The sequence below is a fragment of the Sphingobacterium sp. UT-1RO-CII-1 genome, assembly GCF_026711005.1.
Classification (GTDB): domain Bacteria; phylum Bacteroidota; class Bacteroidia; order Sphingobacteriales; family Sphingobacteriaceae; genus Sphingobacterium.
Genome location: NZ_JAPPVJ010000029.1, coordinates 1 through 616 on the forward strand (window position 1 = coordinate 1; position 616 = coordinate 616).

Sequence of the window (616 nt, forward strand, 5' to 3'; positions counted from 1 at the left end):
TAGCATCTTTCACTAATGGTGTAACCGTACAATCTGTACAGCCTGGATAGTCTGGATCCTCTGCCGGGTAATCCGGATCACTAGGATCTAGTGGATTAGGGTCTTTAGACGTTACAGGAACTTCTTTACCTCGTGGGTCTTCACCCTTAGCTGTAGCTAGGTTGTAAACACCACCTCTATCCATATCAGCCTGCGTAATCGTGTACACCGCTGTAAATGTAGTAGCATCTTTCTCGCCAGGAGCTAAGTCTATCGGACCGCCTGATACTGTAACCTGATCATCGGTAATAGCGATGTTACTGATAGTGACGTTACCAACGTTACGAACCTCAAAACTATACTCGATCTTATCCCCTGCATTCACTTTACCGTCACCGTTAGCATCAACATACTTGCTTGATTTATCAAGCTCTAACTTAGCATCTTTCACTAATGGTGTAACCGTACAATCTGTACAGCCTGGATAGTCTGGATCCTCTGCCGGGTAATCCGGATCACTAGGATCTAGTGGATTAGGGTCTTTAGACGTTACAGGAACTTCTTTACCTCGTGGGTCTTCACCCTTAGCTGTAGCCAGGTTGTAAACACCACCTCTATCCATATCAGCCTGTGTAAT

Annotated in this window: 1 protein-coding gene; it reads right to left on the reverse strand. The window is 45.3% G+C overall.

The features are described from left to right. Positions 1 to 616 (reverse strand): DUF7507 domain-containing protein (locus ORI89_RS19200; protein ID WP_268232142.1); only part of this gene is annotated, 616 nt, incomplete at both ends.